This is a genomic window from Sphingobium sp. FW305-3-2-15-F-TSA7, assembly GCF_058787155.1.
In genome coordinates, this window is record NZ_JBYSZM010000041.1 from 1 (window position 1) to 21044 (window position 21044).

18 protein-coding genes and 1 tRNA gene are annotated in these 21044 nt (G+C 64.9%); 12 read left to right on the forward strand and 7 right to left on the reverse strand.

Features of this window, described 5'->3' with window-relative positions:
- From AC3WN8_RS25520 to AC3WN8_RS25535, 4 genes are all read left to right on the forward strand, one after another.
- On the forward strand, window positions 1–1314 hold a 1314-nt coding region (locus tag AC3WN8_RS25520; protein WP_492672322.1), incomplete at its 5' end, for a L,D-transpeptidase family protein.
- 2 nt (window positions 1315–1316) lie between these two features.
- Window positions 1317–1625 carry a hypothetical protein gene (locus AC3WN8_RS25525; protein ID WP_492672323.1) on the forward strand — a complete coding sequence of 103 codons (309 nt, stop codon included), beginning with the start codon at window positions 1317–1319 and terminating at the stop codon, window positions 1623–1625.
- A 106-nt stretch (window positions 1626–1731) separates the two neighbouring features.
- Complete coding sequence (locus AC3WN8_RS25530; protein WP_492672324.1) at window positions 1732–2412, forward strand: murein L,D-transpeptidase catalytic domain family protein; 681 nt, start codon at window positions 1732–1734, stop codon at window positions 2410–2412.
- A gap of 68 nt (window positions 2413–2480) precedes the next feature.
- A tRNA-Val gene (locus AC3WN8_RS25535) sits at window positions 2481–2556 on the forward strand.
- Window positions 2557–2581: 25 nt separating this feature from the next.
- Here AC3WN8_RS25535 and AC3WN8_RS25540 read toward each other — a convergent pair.
- Together AC3WN8_RS25540 and AC3WN8_RS25545 are read right to left on the reverse strand one after the other, a co-directional pair.
- Entirely contained in the window at window positions 2582–3508 is a 927-nt protein-coding gene (locus AC3WN8_RS25540; protein WP_492672325.1) for a MarR family transcriptional regulator, read from the reverse strand.
- A gap of 130 nt (window positions 3509–3638) precedes the next feature.
- Window positions 3639–3791: a hypothetical protein gene (locus AC3WN8_RS25545; protein WP_492672326.1), complete on the reverse strand. Its 153-nt coding sequence runs from the start codon at window positions 3789–3791 to the stop codon at window positions 3639–3641.
- 216 nt (window positions 3792–4007) lie between these two features.
- Between AC3WN8_RS25545 and AC3WN8_RS25550 the strand changes: the two genes are divergently transcribed.
- Entirely contained in the window at window positions 4008–5612 is a 1605-nt protein-coding gene (locus tag AC3WN8_RS25550) for an inorganic phosphate transporter (protein ID WP_492672327.1), read from the forward strand.
- A gap of 193 nt (window positions 5613–5805) precedes the next feature.
- Here AC3WN8_RS25550 and ppk2 read toward each other — a convergent pair whose 3' ends face one another.
- Window positions 5806–6741 (reverse strand): polyphosphate kinase 2, encoded by a 936-nt coding sequence (ppk2, locus tag AC3WN8_RS25555; protein WP_492672328.1) that lies wholly within the window; start codon window positions 6739–6741, stop codon window positions 5806–5808.
- Window positions 6742–6848: 107 nt separating this feature from the next.
- Complete coding sequence (locus AC3WN8_RS25560; RefSeq protein ID WP_492672329.1) at window positions 6849–9050, reverse strand: TonB-dependent receptor; 2202 nt, start codon at window positions 9048–9050, stop codon at window positions 6849–6851.
- A gap of 249 nt (window positions 9051–9299) precedes the next feature.
- On the opposite strand from AC3WN8_RS25560, the gene AC3WN8_RS25565 reads away from it, so the two are divergent.
- From AC3WN8_RS25565 to AC3WN8_RS25585, 5 genes are read left to right on the forward strand one after another with little or no spacing between them, the layout of a single operon-like run.
- Window positions 9300–10457: an amidohydrolase family protein gene (locus AC3WN8_RS25565; protein WP_492672330.1), complete on the forward strand. Its 1158-nt coding sequence runs from the start codon at window positions 9300–9302 to the stop codon at window positions 10455–10457.
- Window positions 10458–10481: 24 nt separating this feature from the next.
- A complete protein-coding gene (locus tag AC3WN8_RS25570; RefSeq protein WP_492672331.1) occupies window positions 10482–11660 on the forward strand; it encodes an MFS transporter in 1179 nt (392 codons plus the stop codon).
- Window positions 11657–13756: an acetate--CoA ligase family protein gene (locus AC3WN8_RS25575; RefSeq protein WP_492672332.1), complete on the forward strand. Its 2100-nt coding sequence runs from the start codon at window positions 11657–11659 to the stop codon at window positions 13754–13756. Before AC3WN8_RS25570 ends, AC3WN8_RS25575 begins: the two co-directional genes overlap by 4 nt.
- A complete protein-coding gene (locus tag AC3WN8_RS25580; protein ID WP_492672333.1) occupies window positions 13753–14934 on the forward strand; it encodes a thiolase family protein in 1182 nt (393 codons plus the stop codon). The genes AC3WN8_RS25575 and AC3WN8_RS25580 overlap by 4 nt, the downstream gene beginning before the upstream one ends.
- Window positions 14935–14936: 2 nt before the next feature.
- A complete protein-coding gene (locus AC3WN8_RS25585; RefSeq protein WP_492672334.1) occupies window positions 14937–15338 on the forward strand; it encodes a Zn-ribbon domain-containing OB-fold protein in 402 nt (133 codons plus the stop codon).
- 228 nt (window positions 15339–15566) lie between these two features.
- Here AC3WN8_RS25585 and AC3WN8_RS25590 read toward each other — a convergent pair whose 3' ends face one another.
- The gene (locus AC3WN8_RS25590) at window positions 15567–16796 is read right to left on the reverse strand and encodes a CaiB/BaiF CoA transferase family protein (RefSeq protein WP_492672335.1); all 1230 of its coding nucleotides are present in this window, start codon (window positions 16794–16796) and stop codon (window positions 15567–15569) included.
- Window positions 16793–17746: a LysR substrate-binding domain-containing protein gene (locus AC3WN8_RS25595; protein WP_492672394.1), complete on the reverse strand. Its 954-nt coding sequence runs from the start codon at window positions 17744–17746 to the stop codon at window positions 16793–16795. The genes AC3WN8_RS25590 and AC3WN8_RS25595 overlap by 4 nt, the downstream gene beginning before the upstream one ends.
- A 150-nt stretch (window positions 17747–17896) precedes the next feature.
- Here AC3WN8_RS25595 and AC3WN8_RS25600 point away from each other — a divergent pair, with 150 nt between their 5' ends.
- Both AC3WN8_RS25600 and AC3WN8_RS25605 read left to right on the forward strand, forming a co-directional pair.
- Window positions 17897–18754 carry an amidohydrolase family protein gene (locus tag AC3WN8_RS25600; protein ID WP_492672336.1) on the forward strand — a complete coding sequence of 286 codons (858 nt, stop codon included), beginning with the start codon at window positions 17897–17899 and terminating at the stop codon, window positions 18752–18754.
- A 4-nt stretch (window positions 18755–18758) separates the two neighbouring features.
- Window positions 18759–19538 (forward strand): enoyl-CoA hydratase/isomerase family protein, encoded by a 780-nt coding sequence (locus AC3WN8_RS25605; RefSeq protein ID WP_492672337.1) that lies wholly within the window; start codon window positions 18759–18761, stop codon window positions 19536–19538.
- Window positions 19539–19584: 46 nt separating this feature from the next.
- Here AC3WN8_RS25605 and AC3WN8_RS25610 read toward each other — a convergent pair whose 3' ends face one another.
- On the reverse strand, window positions 19585–21042 hold the full coding sequence (locus AC3WN8_RS25610) for an NAD(P)(+) transhydrogenase (Re/Si-specific) subunit beta (protein WP_492672338.1): 1458 nt from the start codon (window positions 21040–21042) through the stop codon (window positions 19585–19587).
- Window positions 21043–21044: the final 2 nt, after the last annotated feature.

The following is a 21044-nucleotide window of genomic DNA, read 5'->3' on the forward strand; positions in this document are numbered from 1 at the left end:
GTCGCAGTGCCCGTCATACCTGCGATGCCCCTGCCGACCCTGTCGCCGGCGCAATCCGCCTGGTTGACATCATGGCTCGACGATGGCGCCGATCATGGGCTGACCGCGGGCACGATGCAGCGTCAGACGCTGAGCGGGGACGCACTGGTCCGTGCCGCGCTCGATCGCGCGCGCGCACTGCATGTCGGGCGCGTCGACACCGGCGACTTCCTCGAGATCTGGGCGCTGCGCCCGGCCGCCTATGATCCCCTGCCTGCCTTTGCCGCCGCAGTCGCGGCCGATCGCCTGCCGCAATGGGCGAGCGATCTCACCCCGCCCTATGCCGGCTATGAAGGGCTGAAGGCTGGCCTGGCCAATTACGAGAAGATTCGCGACGCCGGCGGCTGGCCGAAGCTGGTCGCCGCCTCCGCGCCGACCGCGGTCCGTGCGCGGCTGACGATCGAGGACAAGGGCGTCACCGCGACCGAGAAACTCGCCGACGCGATCCAGCGCGCTCAGCGGCGCTACGGCCTCAACCCCACCGGCCAGCTCGACGCGCGGACGCTGGCGGCGCTCAACGTGCCGGTCGAGGATCGGATCGCCGCGATCATGGCCAATATGGAGCGTTGGCGCTGGCTGCCGCGCGAACTGCCGGTCAATCGCGTCCAGGTGAATATCGCCGCAGCGGTGCTGACGGTGTTCGAGGGCGACGCCCCCGTCGCGTCGATGCGCGCCGTCACCGGCAGTCCGGGCAACGAGACGCCGATGCTCGTCTCCAGCATCCATTCGATCGTGCTCAATCCGCCCTGGAATGTGCCGAGTTCGATCGCCAAGCGCGAATTATGGCCCAAGGGCCGTGCTGCGCTGATCCGCCAGGGCTACAAGATCGTCGGCACCCCACAGACGGGTGAGCGCATCGTCCAGCCCGCCGGGCCCAACAGCGCACTTGGACAGCTCAAGTTCGATTTCGACAATCCGTTCGCCGTCTATCTGCATGACACGCCGTCGCGCGCGAAATTCTCCAGCTATGACCGGCTGGCGAGCCATGGCTGCGTCCGGCTCGAAAAGCCGATTCCGCTCGCCGAGCTGATGATGAAGGACGATCCGAAGTTCGGCGGGCAGATCCAGGCCACGATCGACACGGGCAAGACGCAGCGTGTCCAGTTGCCCAAGCAGGTCGCGGTCTACCTGCTTTACTGGACCGCGTTCGCCAGCGGCAACGGCACGATGAATTTCCGCGCCGATCCCTATGGCTGGGACAAGCTGCTGGCCGGAAAGATCGAAGCATCCAGCCGCCGTGCGGCGACCATTGCCGTTGCATCCAAGGGGAAATAATCATGCGTATCGTCCTGTTGCTGACCGCCGCCGCGGCCACGCTTTCGCTCGCCGCCTGCGGCAGCAAGGAGCCCGAAGCCCCGGCGGTCGAGAATAATGTCGTCGAGGTGCCCGAGGATCTGGCGCCGGTGAACGAAACGCTGCCGCCCGAGAATGTCGTGAACGAAGTGGCACCCGCCGTGCCGCCGCCGGCCTTCACCGACGACGAGCAGATGCGCGACGATGCCGACGCCACCGGCCTGACTGCCCGCCTGCCGCGCAACGATAGCGAAGCGCCGGTCGCGAACGAGGGCGCCGCCGCGCAACGATAGCCCGGCGCCTCCCGCGCGCACCGATCGGCTCTGACCAGCCCCGCCCCGGCGCATCGCCGACGGGGCGGGAATTGGCGAAGGCGGAATTTGGCGGTATAACAGGCCCATGGACCGCCGCACTTTTTCAAGGCTGGCGCTGACCGGGCTGGGCATTGCCGTCCTGCCGCCGTCGGTCACGCGCGCCGAACCCGAAGATCCCACCGTCGCCAAGGGCACGGAGCCCGCGCCGCTATCGTCATGGGCGCCGCCATCGGCGCGCACGCCGGCGCCGCTCGACAAGCCCTATGCGCGGCTGCTCGAACGCGCGCGCGCGACGCTGGACAGCCATGCCGGCACCTTCGCGCTGCGCGATCGCATCGCCATCGCCGATTTCAGCATGGCGTCGCGCGCACTGCGCTTCCACATCGTCGATCTGATCAGCGGCCAGGCCAATTCCTATCTGGTCGCCCATGGTCGCGGGTCGGATCCCGAGCATTCGGGCTGGCTCCGGAGTTTCTCCAACGAACCCGGATCGCTCGCGACATCGGACGGCGCGTACAAGACGGGCGAAATCTATCATGGCATCCACGGCGCCGCGATGCGGCTGATCGGGCTGGATCCGCGCAACAACAATGCCGAATCGCGGGCGATCGTGATCCACGGCGCCGATTATGTGAGCGAGAATCAGATCGCCACCTGGGGCAAGCTCGGACGCAGCGAAGGCTGCTTCGCGGTCGCGCCCCATATGCTGCCACAGGTCCTGGGAATGCTCGGGCCTGGACGATTGCTCTACGCCGACAAGGTGTGAACCGAAGCAGAGGCAATCGGCGTCAATGACTTGCCCGATCGTCACCTTGCTGTCATGGGGATGGCCCCGGGCGCTTAGCTCAGTTGGTAGAGCATCTCGTTTACACCGAGAGGGTCGGCGGTTCGAGCCCGTCAGCGCCCACCAGGGAATTCCGCCATCGCTATCCGTCCTACGATAGCAGGCCCGCTTCGCGCACGGCCGCGAAATATCCGTTCATCGCCCGGGCGACCCGATCGGACAGTTCGATGAACACGCGGCGGCCGTCCATCGGATCGGCCGTCCGCACGAACAATCCCTGATCGCTCATCATCCGGATCCAGCGCAATGCCGTGGTGGGCGGCACGGCGGCGGCGATGCACAGGCTGGATACGGCGACCGAAGCCCCCTCCAGCCGGGCGGCGGCAAGGTCGAGCAGCATGTCCCACGCCGGATCGGCAAACAGTTCACCATCGAAAAAGCGTGCGCGCAGCCGCCGAGCCCGAATCAGGCGACGGACATCGTCCGCCGTCACCGCGCCATCTTCGAGCGTCGGCTGTTCGGCCTCATAGCTGCGCTGACGTTCGCGCAATCCCTGGCCGACCTGGGTCTCCTCCGACAATGAGGCAAGCGCCCGCGCGATCCGCCCCACTTCCTCGCTCAGGTCGCGCAGCCGGCGCGTATCGTCGCTCGACAGGTCCGCCGCGCGCCGCGACGGCATCGTCTGGAGCGCAAGCGCCGCAGCGAGCTCGATCGGCGTTGGATCACAGAGCAGTTCGATCGCCGGGTGCGTGATGACGGGAATGACACGATCGATCATGGCCAGGGGCAGTGTCACCAGCCCTTTGCAACGCCCGGTCTGCGCCGCACGCTCGATCGCCGCGAGGAGGGGGTCGAGCGCGACCCCATCGGCTGGATCAAGCGCAAGCACGATCCAGCGCGGGACATTGCCGTCCTCGATCAGCGCCAGTCCGGCAGCATGGTCGAGCGGCCCGGTCGCATGATGGCCGATGCCTTGCGCCGCCGCCTGCGCAATCGCGACGGCCAGCGCATTCTCGCCTAGGATCAGCACATCGGCTCGTGCCCCATACGCGGCCGAGCCAGCTCCCCCGTCACTCACGTCATCCTCCTGTCGCCCCCCGGGGCGCCTGGTTCCACCCATCTCGCAATTCACAGCCGCTTTGGTGCGATTGACCGTTTCACCCCAGCTGCGTTCGTTTCATCCGATCCGGATATATTGCTTCACGCAATCACAGTCCATGCTCACGCAATCGCCGCTCGAGCGCGTCTAGTTCGGTAAGCGCGTCGACAATGCGCGGCGCCAGATCGCCGCCGAAATCGAGCATCTGGCTGAGGCTGAGCGCGCGCGCCAGCGGCGCACGTGCCGAGGAAAGCCAGGCCATCCCCTCCGCCGCGGAATATGCGCGGGGCTGCCCCGCCGGATGATCGTGCCGTTTCATGCCGAACATTTAGTCCAAAACGACATGGGTTGAAGCCGCCCGCTCCGTTCCGGATCAATCTGTCGCATCAATCGCCCGAAATGGTGGGCGCCCTTGGCCGCCACGCAGCTGTCACACAAGCCGCCTAGGGCTGTGATCTCGACCAGAGGACACGGCAAGATGAACGCTAGCACGACCGCGGACGGACATATCGCACGGCCCGATCTCGACAAGGGCCTGGGCCAGATCGGCAATATCGGATTCGGCGCAGCGATCGTCGCCGCGCTCGCCTATGTCGCATACAGCATCTATGCCGATGCCAGCGCGGTCGGCGTACATGCCACCGCCTATCTGCCGTTCATCCTGTTGTTCGTCGCGCTGCTGATCGCGCTGGGTTTCGAGTTCGTGAACGGCTTTCACGACACCGCCAATGCGGTCGCGACGGTGATCTACACCAATGCGATGCCCGCAAACGTCGCGGTGGTCTGGTCGGGCTTCTTCAATTTCCTCGGCGTGCTGCTGTCCACCGGTGCAGTGGCGTTCGGTATCGTCTCTTTGCTGCCGGTCGAACTGATCCTCCAGGTCGGCTCCAATGCCGGTTTCGCCATGGTGTTCGCGCTGCTCATCGCGGCGATCGTCTGGAATCTGGCGACCTGGTGGCTGGGTATCCCCTCGTCCAGTTCACACACGCTGATCGGTTCGATCATCGGTGTCGGCGTCGCCAATGCGTTGCTGCACGGCAAGAGCGGCACGTCGGGCGTCGACTGGACCAAGGCGACCGAGATCGGCCAGGCGCTGATGCTCTCGCCGCTGATCGGCTTCGGCGTGGCCGCCCTGCTCTTCCTCGCGATGAAATTGCTGATCCGCAATGCGGCGCTGTATCAGGAACCCAAGGATGGCGTGCCGCCGCCGCTGTGGATCCGTGCGCTGCTGATCTTCACCTGCACCGGCGTCAGCTTTGCGCACGGATCGAATGACGGTCAGAAGGGCATGGGCCTGATCATGCTGATCCTGATCGGCACAGTGCCGACCGCCTATGCGCTCAATCGCGCGGTACCGGCGCACTATACCGCAGAATTCCACAGTAATTCGGTCGCCGCTGCCGCCGTACTCGGCGGCCGCCCCGCCGACGCAGCCGCGCCGGCGGAGGCACGCCAGGTCGTGACCCGCTATATTTCCGAAAAGACGCTGAGCCCCGACACCGTTCCCGCGCTCGCCACGCTGATCGGGGATGTCGACAAGCAGGTGATGGACCATGGCTCGTTCACCCGGATCCCGGCCGCCGCGGTCGGCAATATCCGCAACGACATGTATCTCGCATCCGAAGCGATCAAGCGGCTGGGCAAGGAGAAGACACCCGTCGTGCCCGAAGCAGGAGCGAAGACGCTGTCCACCTACAAGGCATCGCTCGACGCGGGCACGCGTTTCATCCCGACCTGGGTGAAGATCGCGGTCGCCTTCGCGCTCGGCCTGGGGACGATGGTCGGCTGGAAACGGATCGTCGTCACCGTCGGCGAAAAGATCGGCAAATCCCACCTGACCTATGCGCAGGGCGCCTCGGCGGAGCTGGTCGCGATGGGCACCATCGCCAGCGCCGACATGCTCGGCCTGCCTGTCTCGACCACCCATGTCCTGTCGTCCGGCGTCGCGGGTACGATGGCGGCGAATGGATCGGGCCTGCAGATGAGCACGATCCGCAACATGCTGATGGCCTGGGTGCTGACGCTGCCCATCTCGATCCTGCTCGCCGGCGGGCTCTATATGCTGTTCTCGCAGATCATCTGAGCGGCGGCCGCCTGCCCCGGTTGAAGTAACTCTATCTTGTCATTCCCGCGCACGCGGGAATCCAGCTTTTCCGCGAAGTTTCAAGAAGAATCTGGATTCCCGCGTGCGCGGGAATGACAGTGCAGGTCGATAATTTAGTGAGATATAGTGGCTTGAATCGAAGCTCATTCGAGTGCCCCAAGCTCAAATCCCCTTACTCGATCGGATAACGATCCGGCACATACATCCCGGCCGGCACCGGGTGCCGGATATAATCGTCGTGCCGCATACGCGCCGGCAGCGTGACCAGGGGTTTCGGCACATCGTCATAAGGGATCTGGTCGAGCAGATGCGCGATGCAGTTGAGCCGTGCCCGCTTCTTGTCCACCGCCTCGACCACCCACCATGGCGCCTCGGCGATATGCGTCCGTTCGAGCATGGTTTCCTTGGCGCGGGTATAATCCTCCCAGCGGCGACGCGATTCCACGTCCATCGGGGAAAGCTTCCATTGCTTCAGCGGATCGTGAATCCGCATGTTGAAGCGGAATTGCTGTTCCTCATCGGTGATCGAGAACCAGTATTTCAGCAGGACGATGCCCGATCGCACCAGCATTCGTTCGAATTCGGGCACCGAACGGAAAAACTCCTCATATTCGTCCTCCGTGCAGAACCCCATCACACGCTCGACGCCGGCGCGATTGTACCAGCTGCGATCGAACAGCACGATTTCCCCCGCGGCGGGCAGATGCGCTGCATAACGCTGGAAATACCATTGGCTGCGCTCGCGTTCGTTGGGCGCGGGGAGCGCCGCCACACGACAGACGCGGGGATTGAGCCGCTGGGTGATGCGCTTGATCGCGCCGCCCTTCCCCGCCGAATCGCGGCCTTCGAAGATCACGACGACTTTCAGCCCCTTGTGCTGAACCCAGTCCTGCAATCGCACCAGTTCATGCTGCAATCGGAACAATTCGCGGAAATAGACGCGCCGTTCGATCTGTTCGCGATCGGGATGATCGGACAGATCGTCGAGCAGCGCTTCCAGCCGGCTCTCGTCGATCTCCATCTCCAGCTCCTCGTCGAAGCTGTCGGCGATCTCCGCCTTGATCCGGTCGAGTTCGAGCGAAGGGGTCTGGTCGGATGTGCTGTGCATGCGATCTTTCCTGCAGTGACGCAGCATCATCGCGACGGACGGTGACGGACATGTGACGGCGCTGGTGCACGGCACCAGGACCGCCAATGCCACCCTCTTTATCGACCCTAAAACGAATATCCCGCCGACACGCCGAACCAGCGCGGCTTCTGATAGGAGATATTGTCGGCGAAATTGGTGATGATCGCGCCGGCATAATATTTCTGGTTGGTCAGATTCTGGCCGAACACCGACAGGCGCCAATGATCGTCGGGCGAACGCCAGGCCACCGACGCATTGACGACCTCATAAGCGGGCTGCTTCACGCGATTGGTGAGTTCGACGAAGTAACGGCCGCTGAAAAAGGCCGATGCGTTGAACGTCAGCGTCCCGCCAGCAAAGGGCGTGTCGTAGTTCGCGCCGAAATTGAGCGTCCAGCGCGGTGCGCGGATCAGGTCGTTGCCCGAGACATCGACCGGCCCGGCCGTCGAATTGCCAGCGGGCAGCCCGCCGACGAAGATCGGAATATTGACCGAGGCATTGACGAAGTCGACGATCCGGGGGCGCAGCAGCGACAGCCCCGCATTAAGGCGCAACCCTTCGGTGACGCGCGCGCTCACGTCCATTTCGAAACCGTCGACCTCTGCCTTGGGCGCGTTCTGGAGCAATGTTGCGATCTGGTTGTTGACGGTGGTGACCAGGCTCACCTGAAGATCGGTGTAATTATAGTGGAAGGCAGCGGCGTTCACGGTGATGCCCGGCGCCGGCTGCGTCTTCACCCCGATCTCGAATGCCTCGATCCGTTCCGGATTGGCGGGAATGAGCGTCCCGTTGATCGTCGTCGCGTTGAAGGTGCCGGCCTTGTAGCCCTGTGTGTAGGACGCATAGACATTCGATCCACGGCCGAATTCATAGCGGACCACCGCGCGCGGGGACCAGTCCTTCCAGCTTGCCTTGCCCTGCGTCACCACGCCTGTCGCGAGGGGACGATTATAGGATTGCTTCTGATCCCAGCTGTAACGGATGCCGGCGGTCAGGAAGAGGTGGTCGATCGCCTCGTATGTCGCCTCGGCGAAGCCGGCGATCGCCTTCGATTTTTGTCCATAGACGAGTCGCGTGGTCGTGGTGGGCGAAATGCTCGTCAGCGGATCGTAGAGCGTGCGGCTCTGGAATCCGGTCGCGCCGACCAGCCAGGACAGCCGGCCATCGGTGTCGCTGGTGAGCGTGATCTCTTGATTATAGGCGCGGCCGCGCTGCCGGAAATCGTTGATCGACAGGCTGAGCGGCGAGATATCGGTAACCGAGTGCGAGAAACCATGGGTCTCCGACCAGGATGCGAGACCGCTCAACACCGCACCGCCCAGATCGACCGAGACATGGCCGTCGACGAGATACTGGTTGAGCCGGAAATAGGGGACCGTCGATGTCGAGCTCGTATAGGCTTCGGTCGGCACCCGGATATCGATCGGCAGATTCTGCGGGTTCTGGGCCGCCGTGGCGCGGCGCGCTTGCGAATTGCCGGCGAGCGGCTGGCCCGAATAGGTGACGTTGTCCCAGCTGTAATTGTAAAGCCCGTTGAGCTGGATCTCGACATTGTCGCTGGGCACGAAGAGCAGCTTCGCGCGAATGATCGCCGCCTTGCGCTGGCCCTGGCGCGTATCGAGATAGATATTGTGGATATAGCCGTCGTCGCGCAGCCCGGTCGCAGCGACGCTGGCCGCCAGCGTGTCGGCGACGATTGGCCCGCTCAGATAGGCGGTCCCCTTGAGATAATCATAGCGGCCATAGGTCAGGCTCGCATCGCCCGTGGTCTCGAAGCTCGGCTTCTTGGTGACGATGTTGATCGCGCCACCCGTCGCGTTGCGGCCGAACAGCGTGCCCTGTGGCCCCTTGAGCACCTCGATCCGCTCGACATTCGACAGTTCCTGCGCCGTTGTCGCCTGTTCTGGCTGGTAGACACCGTCGATGAAGGTCGCGACATTCGGCTCGTCGCCGGCGCTCGCATTGCGGCTGCCGATGCCGCGGATCGTCGGCTGCGAATTATTGCTCGATTTCGCCCAGAGCAGGCCCGGCGTCGCGAGTGTCAGATCCTGGGTAGAGGCAACCCCGGCGGAAGCGAGCTGGTCGGCGGTCAGCGCGGTGATCGAGATCGGCACATTCTGCAACGATTCCGAACGCCTTTGCGCGGTCACGACGATCTCGCCATCGAGCGCGGCCTGGTCGTCCGCCGCGGCTGCCACGTCCGGCGCGGGCTCCGTGGACTGGGCGGCAAGCTGTCCCGGCACGAGAATCGACAGGCCAACCGATATGAGCAGGGCTGTTTTGGTCATCGTCTTCCTCCCCCATGCATCACGATCGGGAATCGACCGTTTCCCACATGTCACCACGCCGCCGCATCCTGTTCGCCGGATGCGTGCACACGTCATGGGCATGGAAACTAGCCAGCCCCCCTTTCCACAGAAACTTGGAACTTCTGACGAGCTATTGCGGAAAAACCGTCGATGATCCTGCGATCGGATGATGCATGATTCGGTCCGCACTGCTGCGCCGACCTCCGGCGCGTCGATGGAAGGACTCCGATGAACGCCCCCGCAACCTTGACCCGCAGCGGCCTGGAAGGCTCGCTGCTCGACTGCGACGCACATCTCTATATGGAACCCGAGGTGATGGAGGACATCGTCCGCGATGTTGGTGCCGGCTTCGTCATGGATTTCCTCAAGCGCTTCTCCGGCTCGCCGGACGATGTCGCCGCCCGCGCCCGCAATCGCGACAATGTCTGGTCGGTCAAGGGGATCAGCGCGCTTGGCGCCACCGAGGCGATCGACCGGCTGGAGGCGATGGACCGCACGGGCATTGCCGCCCAGCTCGTCTTTCCCAACACCGCGCTGATCGAGCTGCGCGTCGATTCGCCCGCCGCGCGCGAGGCATGCCGCCGCTACAATGATTTCGCCATTGCCTGGACCCGCAAGGCCGGCGGCCGCGCCCGCGTCGTGTGCCAGATCAATATGGGCGATCCGGCATGGGCGATGCAGGAACTCGCGCGCGTCCTGAAGCTCGGCGCAAAAGGCGTGCTCCTGCCTTGCGCGTCGCCGCCGGGCGGCGTCTCGCCCGCCAACGATATCTGGGATCCCTTCTGGGCGATGCTCGAAGAGGCCAATGTGCCGGCATTGATCCACATCGCGGCCGGCGGCGTGGTCAATGGCGGTGGCCCCGACGATCCGATGCTGCCGCCGCGCGAATATGCCTATGCGAAATCGCTGCGGATGAGCTTCGACGGGCGCGCCGGCGGCGAGGAAGCAATCGGCCCCTATTTCGTCCTGGTCGCGCACATGGCCGCAGAGGTCTTTCTGCTCACCATGGTGATGGGTGGGGTCTTCCAGCGCTTTCCGCGTCTGGCGCTCGGCATCATCGAGGTCGGTGCCGGCTGGCTTGGCCCATTGTGCGAGCGTATGGACCAGCATGCCGATCTGATGGCCAAGATCGGCATCACCTATCCGCTGAAGCCGAGCGAATATGTCCGCCGCAATGTCCGCGTCTCACCGATGTGGGCGGAAAATCTGGAAGCGATGGTGCATCGTTACGGCCTTGCGGAAACCTATGTTTTTTCGAGTGATTATCCGCATATCGAAGGCAGCAAGGATCCGGTCGGCAAATTCCGGAAATGGACGGATCGGCTCGATGCCGCGTTCGAGCGGGCCTTCTATATCGACAACGCGGCCATTCTGTTTCCGGAATGAGACCGCAAGACGGGTGAGGTGAGGATGACTGACAGGCGCGCACATTGGTCGACCGAGGCATTGTTGCTCGGCTCCGGCATGTTCGCACCATTGGCGATGAGCGCGCTCTCGCCGGTGCTGCCCAAGATCCAGCAGGCATTTGGCGGGGCCGGCGATGCCGCGTTCATGACCAAGGCCACGGTCATGGTGGTCGGCATCGCGATGATCATCGCCTCGCCGCTCAGCGGCATGCTTGTCCGGCGCTTCGGCCCGCGCAAGCTGCTGGCCGGCTGCTATGCCCTGTTCGCAGTGGCTGGACTGACCGGCATGTTCCTGCCCACCCTGCCCGGCATCGTCGCGACCCGGCTGTTCGTCGGTGCCGCCGCGGCGGTGATCGTTGCGCTCGCGATTTCGCTGATCGGCACGCTCTATGAAGGGCGCGCGCGCGAACGGCGGATCGGCGCGATCCACGGCCTCGGTGCGGCATTGCTGGCGATGCTCGTACCGCTCTCGGGATTGCTCGGCGATCTTGGCGGATGGCGCATGGCGTTTCTCGTCCACCTGATCGCGCTGCCCTTTCTCGCGCTCGCGCTCATCAGCCCCGATCTGGCGACGGTGCATCAGGCGACCAGTGACCGGACGAAACCGCCCTCGTCGATCCGTCCCGTGCTCGGGATCGCGCTCGTCGCGGTGCTCGCGGGTTCGATCACTTTCAGCATCCCCGTCTTCGAACCCTTCCGTCTCGTCGAGATCGGCGTGCGCAGCTCGGCGATCGCAGGCGCGATGTTCTCGATCACCGTCGGTTTTTCGGTCCTGAGCAGCTTCGCCTTCGGCGAACTCCGCCGCTTCGCACCCAACGCCGTGCTGTTCCTTCTCGCCTTCGGCTTTTGGGGGTTCGGCCTGACCATCGTCGGTTTCGCGCTGACGATCACCGTGATCGCGGCCGGCATGGTGATGATCGGCCTTGGCGGCGGGCTGGTCGGGCCGACGATCTTCTCGCTCGTCGCATCGCTCAGCAGCGATGCCGATCGCGCGCGCAACACCGGGCTGGTCAAGGGCGTCTATTATGCCGGCCCGTTTCTCGGGCCGACCGCCCTGCACCTCGCCTTTCCCGATGAACCCGCTTCGACCAGCCTGTTCGCGCTCGCCTCCCTCGCGGGGCTGCTGGCGATCAGCGCCTGTATCATGGCAACCCGCGCCAGGGGGCGTGAAGCAACCGTATGACCTATGAAACTCCAGGCGCTTCGCTGGCTCGCAGCAGGGCCGATCTGCGCCAATTCTTCATCCCCGGCCGCGGCATCGCGATCATCGGCCGCGTCGACAGCGATGCCGGCGTGGCGCACCTGATCGCCCGCTACGGCCCCGATGCGAAACTGTGCTTCGTCAATCCGAAGGGCGGCGAAATCGCCGGCATCCCTGTCTATCGCACGATCGGCGAGGTACCGGAGGCGTTCGGCGTGGCGCTGCTGCGCGTCGGCCCTGCCAATGTTCCGCAGGTCGTGCGCGACTGCGCCGCGCACGGCATCCGCAGCATCGTCATCTTCAGCGCGGGCTTTTCTGAAACCGGCCCCGAAGGCGCGACTCACGAGGCCGCGCTCGCCGCCGCGATCGCCGAGACCGGAGCGCGCGTCATCGGCCCCAACACCGCGGATAATATGTTCGAGCGCTTCGCCGTGCCCGAGGGGCATCGCGGCGGGCTGATCGGCCTGGTGACGCAGAGCGGCGCGATGGGCCGCCCGATCGTCGAAGGCATCGCCATGGGCGCCGCATTCAGCCGCTGGATCACCGTCGGCAACGAAGTCGATATCGAGATTGCCGATGTGATCGGCCATTTCACCGCCGACGATCCCGCCCGCGTGATCGCGGGCTATGTCGAGGGCTTCAAGTCGCTCCCGCGCCTGCGCGCCGCGCTCGAAGCAGCCAATCGCGCGGACAAGCCGGTGGTCATGCTCAAGATCGGCGAGAGCGAGCGCGGCGCGCGGATGGCTGCGTCGCATACCGGGCATCTCTCCGGCAACGACGCGATCGTCCAGGGCCTGTTCGACCAGCATGGCGTCACCCGCGTGCGCGATCTCGACGAATTGCTGGAGACCGCCAATCTCTTCGCCAAGCTGCCGGCCGATACCGGTCCGGGTGCGGCGCTTTATTCGGTTTCCGGCGGCACCGCGACGCTGATGGCCGAGATCGCGGGACGCTATGACGTGGACGTGCCGCCGCTGAGCGATGCGACATGCGAACGGCTTGGCCGGCTGCTGCCCGGCTATGTCTCCTTTGCCAATCCGATCGACAATGGCGGCCAGTTCACGATGAACGCAGCGGCGGACGATCGTCGCGCGGTGTTCGACATCATCGCCGAAGACCCTTCGGTCGACGTCATCATCGTCGGCTTCAACGCGGCGTTCGGCATGTTGTCCGACAATATGGCGGCCGACGTCCGCGCCTGGGTCGAACGCGGCGCGAAGAAGCCGGTCATCGCGGTGTGGAGTTCGGTCCTCACCGAAGGTGCGGGCTATGCCGATCTCGTCGCCTCTGGCGTGCCGATCTTCCGTTCACTCGACAAGGCGTTCCGTGCGCTCAAGGCCTTCTCCGCCTATCGCGAATCCCGCCGGCATTTTCGCGATCGCCCATCCCACAGCCCCAGGCTCGACATCGGCGCGCTCGGGACCACGGGCATCGTCGATGATGCGGCGACCGCCGCGCTGCTCGACGACGCCGGGGTGGTTCTGGCACGCCAGGCCCTCGCATCATCCGCCGATGCGGCGGCGTCAACAGCGGCGGAAATGCGCTTTCCGGTCGTCGTGAAATTGTCGTCGCCCGATTTCCCGCACCGATCGGATCTCGGCCTTGTCATGCTTGGCATCGATACGCCGGAAAATGCGGCCGGGGCCTTCACGCAGATCGTCGAGCGTGCCCGCGCGGCAAACCCCGATGCGCGGATCGAGGGCGTGTTGATCCAGGAGCAGATATCGGGCGGCGTCGAGATGCTGATCGGGCTCACCCATGACACGCATCTCGGCCCGGCGCTCACAATCGGCGCCGGCGGCATCCATGCCGAGATCCTGCGTGATGTCGCCGTGCGCCCCTTGCCCGTCGATGCGCAGGATATTCGCGAGATGATCGCGGGACTGCGCATCGCGCCGCTGCTCGCCGGCGCGCGCGGCCGTCCACCCGCCGATCTCGACGCGCTCGTCGCCATGGGGCTTGCGGTCGCCGGTCTCGGGCTCGCGGCCGGACCACGATTGGCCGAGCTCGATCTCAACCCTGTCATCGCGCTGCACGATCGCGCCGTCGCCGTCGACTCGCTGGTCGTCGCCGGATGAACGGTGCGCGCGATATCGCGATCGTCGGCATCGGTGTCACCGAGCAGGTCCGCAAGTCGGGCCGGACGACGATCGCGCTGCTGATGGAATCGATCGGCCTGGCGCTGGACGATGCCGGCCTCACCATCGGCGATGTCGACGGTTATATCGGTTTCGGCTTTCCGGCCGGCAACGGCCAGGGCGTGAGCGACGCCAATATCGCCTATCAGTTCGGCCAGCCCATGACGCTGGTCGCCGAGACATCGGGCGCGCCGGCGGTGCTGCTTGCGGGCGCCGCCATCCGCGCCGGGCTGGCCGAGGTCGTGGTGATCCCGGCCGGCAGTTCGCAAATGGCGGGCGCGGAGATGGCGACCTATACCCGGCCGACCTATGAATTCACCGAATGGACGGGATCGATGACGCCGGCGCAGTTCGCGCTGATCGCCCGGCGCCATATGCACGAATTCGGCACGACCCGCGAACAGATGGCCGCCGTCGCCGCGATCGCGCATCGCCATGGCCGCCTCAATCCCGAAGCCGTCGCCTTCGACCGACCCGCGCTCGACGCCGAAGCGATCCTCGCCGCACGGATGATCGCCGATCCCTTCACCCAGCCAATGTGCTCGCTCGTCAACGACGGCGCCTCATGCATCGTCGTCACCTCGGCCGAACGCGCGCGCGACTGCCGCCAGGCGCCGGTCTGGGTGCTCGGCGGTGCGTTCGAGACCCGGTCCAACAGCTATTTCGAGGCGCCGTCGCTCGGCATGATGCAGAGCCGCCCGCGCATGATCGAGGGTTTTGCGCGCGCCGGGGTCCGGCATGACGATGTCGACATCGTCATGTGTTACGATCATTTCGCACATGGGCCAATCATCCAGCTCGAAACATTGGGTTTTTGCGCCCCCGGAGAGGGCGGCGCCTATGCGCCGGAAGCCATGCGGATCGACGGGGCCCATCCCGGATCGCTCGACGGCGGCAATCTCGCCTATAGTCACAATGGCGTGCCCTATAATTTCAAGCCGATCGAGATCGTCCGCCAATTCCGCGGCGACACCCCCGACCTGTGCCCGGGATGGCGCGAGGGCATTCACACCCATGACCCGGCCCTGTGCCGCAAGGTGGCCGATCCCAGGCTGGCAGTGGGCTGCGCGCCGATGACCGACGGCCGGCACGGTTTCGTACTGCTGGCGAAGGATTGATCATGGCGCCGACCATCCCGATGCCGCATCCGACGCCGCTGTCGGCACCCTTTTGGGAAGGAACGCGTGCCGGCGAATTGCGGCTGCAATGCTGTGACGATTGCGGCGCATGGCGCTGGACGCCGCAGATATTGTGCCGGACCTGCCATTCGCCGCATTTTACATGGCGCGCGACGAGCGGGCACGGACGCCTCTACAGCTTCACCATCGTCCACCGGCCGCCGACGCCCGCATTTTCCGCGCCCTATGTCGTTGCGGTCGTCGAATTGGACGAGGGGCCGCTGATGCTGACCAACCTGATCGAGGTCGAACCCGCTGCGATTGCGATCGGCATGCCGGTCAAGGTCGTTCTCCAGCCGCATCCGGACGCCGCCGTCACCCTCTACCCCTTCACTGCGGCCTGACGGGCTCACGCGGAGGCACGGAGACGCGGAGAGGAGGCGTTTCAAGACCCTGCTAGAGCTTGATCCAGTTCGATCAACTCATCTTGTCATTCCCGCGAAAGCGGGAATCCCACTATTCCGTGAAGCATCAGAAAGAAGAAGAAGCGGGATTCCCGCTTTCGCGGGAATGACAATCTCGGGGAATGCTTAGACTCGGATGAATCAAACTAGCGGCGCCAAAAGGCCGGGTCAGATGATCCCCGCCGCCTTCAGCGCATCCCGCTCGGCCGGAACACGGCCGAGTTCCGCGAGCAGCGTGTCGGTGTCCTGCCCGAGTGCCGGCGGCGGCGCGGCGGCCGTCGCTCTCGATCCATCATAGACGACCGGCCCGGCCACTTGCGGCACCATCCGCCCGCCCTGCCCCATCAGATCGACGAACATCCCGCGCGCGACGACCTGCGGATCGGCCTCAACCTGCGCCAGATCGTTGACCGGCCCGGACGGCACATCCGCCGCCAGCAGCGCCGCATGGAGATCGGCGACCGTCCAGGTCATGAAGAGCGGTTCCAATATGCCGAGCAGGGCCGCGCGGTGCGCCAGCCTGTCCCGATTGGTCCGGAAACGCGGATCGGTCGCCAGATCGGGCCGCCCGATCGCCCCGCACATCCGCGCATAGCCTTCGTCATTGCCCGGTGCGATCATGATATGACCATCGGCACAGAGATAGCCGCCGCCCGGAACCCCGCCATTGGCCCCGGTGCCGATCGGCCGCGGCGGCGTGCCGGTCAGCGTGTAATGCATCGCCTGCTGCGCCATCACCGCGACACCGCAATCGAGCAGGGACAGGTCGAGATCCACGCCCGGCCCGTCCTTGCCCCGCTCGATCAGCGCGGCCTGGATCGCGATAGCGGCGTAGAGGCCGGTGATGATATCGACCAGGCTGGGGCCCGTCTTCATCGGCCCACCGCCCGGCATCTCGGGCGGATTGCCTGTCACGCTCATCAGGCCGCACAGCCCCTGGATCACGGGGTCGTAACCGCCGCGCGGCGCATAGGGGCCGGTCTGGCCGTATCCGGTGATCGAACAGATGATCAGTCCGGGATTGGAGGTGCGCAACGTCGCGGCGTCGAGCCCCATCCGCGAAAGCGCGCCGACCTTGAAATTCTCGACCAGGACATCGGCGGTGCCGACCAGGTCGCGCAACACGGCACGCCCTTCCTCACGCGCCAGATCGAGCGTCATCGAACGCTTGCCGCGATTGGCGGCCAGGAACATCGCCGAGGCGCCGGTCCAGCCACCATCCTTCCCCTCCAGAAAGGGAGGCCCAAAGCTGCGACTGTCGTCGCCGCGCGCGGGCCGCTCGATCTTGATCACCTCGGCGCCCAGATCGCCAAGCGTCTGCGTCGCCCAGGGACCGGCAAGCACGCGGCTGAGATCGACGATCCTGATGCCTGCCAGCGGCTTTGGCGGCAGGCTCATCCTTCGATCTCCCCGATAAAATCGAGGAATGTGCTCTGAAGCCGCCCCTGATAGCTGTCCTTCTTCCAGATGATCGTGGCGCGGCGAGGTATGTCGAGATCGGAGACTTCGAGATCGATCAGTTCTCCGCGCGCGAATTCGCCGGTCAGGGTACGGCGCGATAGGCAGCCGATCATCCCCCCCGCCGTCACCGCGGCCTTGACCGCGTCGATGCTGTCGGATTCGAAGACGATGCGGATCGAGCTCAGATGCTTGAGCGCTTCCATGGTGAGCGAGATCCGTTCGCTCGACATCGCCTTTTCGAGAGCCCAGTCCTCCGCCAGGAACTGCGTGAGGCTCTCGCCGACACGCTGCGCGCACGGATGGCTCGGCGCGCAGAACATCGCGAGGCGATCGTCGATCCAGTCGCGGGTGTCGAGATCGATCCGGTTGGTCGGCGAACCGATAAAGCCGATGTCGAGCGACATGCGATGCACCCTGGCGATGACGTCGATCGACGCGGCAACGCTGAGATCGATGACGACACCGGGATGCTCGAGCGTGAAGCGGCCGCATGCGGCGGACAGCACCGAATGCGCCAGTGCCGGCGTGGACCCCAGCCGCAATCGCCCGACCAGTTCGTCGCCGGCGGCAAGCTTCTCGAGTTCCTGCGCCTGGCGGAGCAACGACGAAGCCCGCGCCTGCACCTGCCGGCCATAGTCGGACAGCAACAGCCTTTTGCCCTCGCGCGCGAACAGATCGACGCCCAGATGCGCTTCCAGGTCGCGCAACGCCATGCTCGCCGCCGACTGGCTCAACGCGATCTCGTCCGCCGCCTTGGCGATGCTGCCGCACCGCGCAATGGCTTCGAAAACGGCGAGTTGCCTGAGCGTGATACGAATAAATCTTCTCCCGTGCCGCCGGCCTTTTCGTCCTGCGTCGCGGGCGGCCGATCTGTGATGATGGGTCAGGCTATGAGGGGTTGCGCGCTTTCACCATCAAAATTTGCTGAGGATCATCCTCTGTAGAATCGATTATGCGCTTTTATCACGCTGGATCAGGGTGTTTCCGGCGCCCCACCGTCACGATGGAGCGGCGCGACCGTTTCCGGGAGTGATGCGATGGCGATGCCCACCAATATCGGCGTGATCGATACGATGCTCGATCTGCCCTATGCCAGTCGCGACTGGTCGAACCAGTTCGGCGACCGGCTGCGCGACGACGACAGCCGCAACCAGCGCTTCGTCCATCCTGCGGGCTTCCTGTTCAAGGATCCGCCGCAGGTCGAGCGCGGGCCCGACGCGATCGGCGACACGCTGCGCGAAATGGACCGGTTCGGAATCGACAAGGCGCTGATCGGAGTCAGCGATCCCGTCACGATCGAAGCGATCACCCGGCACCGCGACCGTTTTCTCGGCCATGTCATGATCGATCCGGCCGGCGGCATGCCCGAACTCGCGCGACTGACCGAAATGTACGAGACGCACGGCATTGCGGCGGCGAGCTTCTTTCCCTGTGGATGCGGCGTGCCGATCAACGACAAGCGCGCCTATCCGCTCTACGCCAAATGCGTCGAGCTCGACCTGCCGATCTTCGTCAATGCCGGCGTTCCGGGGCCGCGCATGCCCTTTGCCCCGCAGCATGTCGAGCTGATCGACGAGGTCTGCTGGTTCTTCCCAGACCTCAAATTCGTGATGCGCCACGGTGCCGAACCCTGGGTGGACATGGCGGTGAAGCTGCTGCTGAAATGGCCCAATCTCTATTATTCGACGAGCGCCTTTGCGCCGAAATATTTCCCCAAGGCCATCATCGACTATGCCAATACGCGCGGCGCCGACAAGGTGATCTATGCCGGTTACTACCCCTCCGGCCTGTCGTTGGAGCGCAGCTTCGGCGAACTGCCCGGCGTGCCCCTGCGCGACGAAGTCTGGCCCAAATTCCTGCGCGACAATGCGCTGCGCGTGCTGAAGGCAGGTTGAGGCCATGACGGACATCGAACCTTCCGTCACGCTCGTCCGCGATGGCGCGATCGCCGTGCTGACGCTGTCCAATCCCGCACGACGCAACGCCTTCACCCCCGAAATGCGGCGATCGCTCACCAGCCATCTCGTCGCCATGTCCAGGGACGATGGCTGCCGGGCGATCATCCTCGCCGGCGAAGGCGCGCATTTCTGTTCGGGCGCGGACCTTTCGCGCGTCGATCCGAATATGCCGCCTCCATCGATCAATGCCACGCGCGAGAATATGAAGGAGGTGCACGGCCTGATCCGTGCGATCGCGGCCGGCCCCAAACCGATCGTCGCCGCTGTCGAGGGGATCGCGGCGGGCGGTGGCCTTTCGATCGCGCTGGCCTGCGATCACCTGGTCGTCGCCGAAAATGCGCGACTGGTCACCGCCTTTGCCCGTCTCGGGCTGGTCGGCGATCTCGGTATCATGTGGAGCCTTCAGCAGCGCGTCGGCCCCATTGCGGCGAAACGGCTCCTGATGGCGCCGAACGAAATCGCCGGGGATGCGGCGGTCGCCAAGGGACTCGCCGATGAGGTCTGCCCGCCCGGCGGCGCAATGGCGGCTGCGATGGTCACCGCCCGGGCATTCGCCGCACTCGCGCCGCTCAGCGTGGCCTTGACCAAGGCGGTCTATGCCGAGGGTGCCCATTCGCTGGAGCACGTGCTGCAACGCGAACTCGACCTTATTCCGCTCGTGAACCAGTCGGACTATTTCAAGCAGGCGATTGCCGGCTTCGCGAAGCCCAAGGACGGCTGATCCACCTCAATGTCATTCCCGCATGCGCGGGAATGACAAAAGGTCGCTAGTGGCCAAGCGCCTTGACGATTTCCTCGACCATCTTCTTGGCGTCGGCGAGAAGCATCATGGTATTGTCCATGTAGAAGACGTCATTGTCGACGCCGGCATAGCCGACACCGCCCATTGAGCGCTTCACGAACAGCACGGTCTTGGCCTTTTCCACATCGAGCACGGGCATGCCGTAGATCGGTGAGGTCTTGTCGGTCTTTGCCGCCGGGTTGGTCACGTCGTTGGCGCCGATGACGAAAGCGACGTCGGTCTGCGCGAACTCGGAGTTGATGTCCTCCAGCTCGAACACCTCGTCATAGGGCACGTTGGCTTCGGCCAGCAGCACGTTCATATGGCCGGGCATGCGGCCTGCGACCGGGTGGATCGCATATTTCACGCGCACGCCCTGCGCCTTGAGCATGTCGCCCATCTCGCGCAGCGCGTGCTGCGCCTGGGCAACAGCCATGCCGTAACCCGGAACGATGATCACCTGTTCGGCCTGGCCCATCAGGAATGCGGCATCCTCGGCTGAGCCTCGCTTCCAGGGGCGGTCAACCTTGGCGGCACCACCGCCCGCCTCCGGCGCCGCGCCGAAGCCGCCCGCGATCACCGAGATGAAGCTGCGGTTCATCGCCTTGCACATGATGTAGGAGAGGATCGCACCCGACGAGCCGACCAGCGCGCCGGTGATGATCATCGCGCTGTTGCCCAGCGTGAAACCCATCGCCGCGGCCGCCCAGCCCGAATAGCTGTTGAGCATCGAGACGACGACGGGCATGTCCGCGCCGCCGATCGGAATGATCAGCAGGAAACCGATCAGGAAGGCTAAGCCGGTCACGGTCCAGAACACCCATGGGCTCTGGTCGGTCACGAAATAGGCGATCAGACCCAGGATCGCGGCAAGCGTGCCGAGATTGATGACATGCCGCGCCGGCAGCATAATGGGCGCGCCCGACATGTTGCCGTTCAACTTCAGGAAGGCGATGACCGATCCCGAAAAGGTGATCGCGCCGATCGCGACGCCCAGGCCCATCTCGACACGGCTGACCGCGAAGATCTCACCCGCCGCATCGACGATGTGGAACGCTTCCGGATTGAGATAGGCGGCCGCCGCCACGAGCACGGCGGCCAGGCCGACCAGCGAGTGGAAAGCGGCGACGAGCTGCGGCATCGCGGTCATCGCGATCTTGCGCGCCGTGGTGATGCCGATGACAGCACCGAGCGCGATCGCACCGAGCACCAGTCCGAAGGCTTGCCAGTCGACAGCGAAATCGCCTTCGCCGGAAAGCGACATGCCCGGAATGTGCGTCACCAGGGTGGTGACCACCGCCAGCGCCATGCCGAACATGCCGAAACGGTTGCCGCGCCGGCTGCTCGCGGGGCTGGAAAGTCCGCGCAGCGCCAGGATGAAACAGATGCCGGCCACCAGATAGGCGAGCGCGACCCAGGGGTTTACGGGAGCAGCCTCGTGCATGG

Bases quoted from the DNA above. Each gene is read 5' to 3' on its own strand.
- AC3WN8_RS25525 (WP_492672323.1), top strand. From the start codon at position 1,317: ATGCGTATCGTCCTGTTGCTGACCGCCGCCGCGGCCACGCTTTCGCTC.
- AC3WN8_RS25530 (WP_492672324.1), top strand. From the start codon at position 1,732: ATGGACCGCCGCACTTTTTCAAGGCTGGCGCTGACCGGGCTGGGCATT.
- AC3WN8_RS25545 (WP_492672326.1), bottom strand. From the start codon at position 3,791: ATGGCCTGGCTTTCCTCGGCACGTGCGCCGCTGGCGCGCGCGCTCAGC.
- AC3WN8_RS25550 (WP_492672327.1), top strand. From the start codon at position 4,008: ATGAACGCTAGCACGACCGCGGACGGACATATCGCACGGCCCGATCTC.
- ppk2 (WP_492672328.1), bottom strand. From the start codon at position 6,741: ATGCACAGCACATCCGACCAGACCCCTTCGCTCGAACTCGACCGGATC.
- AC3WN8_RS25560 (WP_492672329.1), bottom strand. From the start codon at position 9,050: ATGACCAAAACAGCCCTGCTCATATCGGTTGGCCTGTCGATTCTCGTG.
- AC3WN8_RS25565 (WP_492672330.1), top strand. From the start codon at position 9,300: ATGAACGCCCCCGCAACCTTGACCCGCAGCGGCCTGGAAGGCTCGCTG.
- AC3WN8_RS25570 (WP_492672331.1), top strand. From the start codon at position 10,482: ATGACTGACAGGCGCGCACATTGGTCGACCGAGGCATTGTTGCTCGGC.
- AC3WN8_RS25575 (WP_492672332.1), top strand. From the start codon at position 11,657: ATGACCTATGAAACTCCAGGCGCTTCGCTGGCTCGCAGCAGGGCCGAT.
- AC3WN8_RS25580 (WP_492672333.1), top strand. From the start codon at position 13,753: ATGAACGGTGCGCGCGATATCGCGATCGTCGGCATCGGTGTCACCGAG.
- AC3WN8_RS25585 (WP_492672334.1), top strand. From the start codon at position 14,937: ATGGCGCCGACCATCCCGATGCCGCATCCGACGCCGCTGTCGGCACCC.
- AC3WN8_RS25590 (WP_492672335.1), bottom strand. From the start codon at position 16,796: ATGAGCCTGCCGCCAAAGCCGCTGGCAGGCATCAGGATCGTCGATCTC.
- AC3WN8_RS25600 (WP_492672336.1), top strand. From the start codon at position 17,897: ATGGCGATGCCCACCAATATCGGCGTGATCGATACGATGCTCGATCTG.
- AC3WN8_RS25605 (WP_492672337.1), top strand. From the start codon at position 18,759: ATGACGGACATCGAACCTTCCGTCACGCTCGTCCGCGATGGCGCGATC.
- AC3WN8_RS25610 (WP_492672338.1), bottom strand. From the start codon at position 21,042: ATGCACGAGGCTGCTCCCGTAAACCCCTGGGTCGCGCTCGCCTATCTG.